The sequence below is a fragment of the Dellaglioa sp. CoH-57-MRSF-19 genome (genome assembly GCF_056781975.1).
In genome coordinates this window covers 1-406 of record NZ_JBXAXW010000152.1, presented here as the reverse complement: position 1 = coordinate 406, position 406 = coordinate 1, and the positions used below count along the sequence as shown (strand labels likewise).

Sequence of the window (406 nt, the reverse complement as noted above, 5' to 3'; positions counted from 1 at the left end):
AGAACTCCAGCGTCCTGCTGTATCCGAGGCCATGCTGCAAACCACAATCGAATTCCAGATAGCGCGTGCCCATCGTCTAGGCCAAGTTGAACAGGCTCAGGCGTTGGCTAACTTGCGGCTTGCTGAGATGGTGGTGAACCTGCAATCTGAACTGAATTACCTTCTCTACGGAAACAAGAATGGCAACAACGAAGAAGAAGTCGTCGCTGGCGAAAGCGCAGGCGACGCGCACTGAAAAGGTGGCTACAGGTACTGGCGGTGTGAAACCGGCACGCGTACCGCTCCCCACGTTCACGGCACCTGCCGACTTTGCACCCCACTTCCTTGAGGTGGTGGTCACGACCGAAGAAGATGGTCTGCTCGCATCCCAAATCGAGGCAACGCGCTACATCGGACGCTACAACCC

General features: G+C 56.4%; 2 protein-coding genes. Both read left to right on the top strand.

Annotated elements, in window-relative coordinates; translation table 11 throughout:
* Positions 1-235, top strand: a 235-nt coding sequence (locus AC1RO3_RS08730; protein WP_481764037.1) for a hypothetical protein, incomplete at its 5' end; no start/stop codon positions are given.
* Positions 180-406 (top strand): hypothetical protein (locus AC1RO3_RS08725; RefSeq protein ID WP_429605185.1); only part of this gene is annotated, 227 nt, incomplete at its 3' end. The genes AC1RO3_RS08730 and AC1RO3_RS08725, both read left to right, overlap by 56 nt.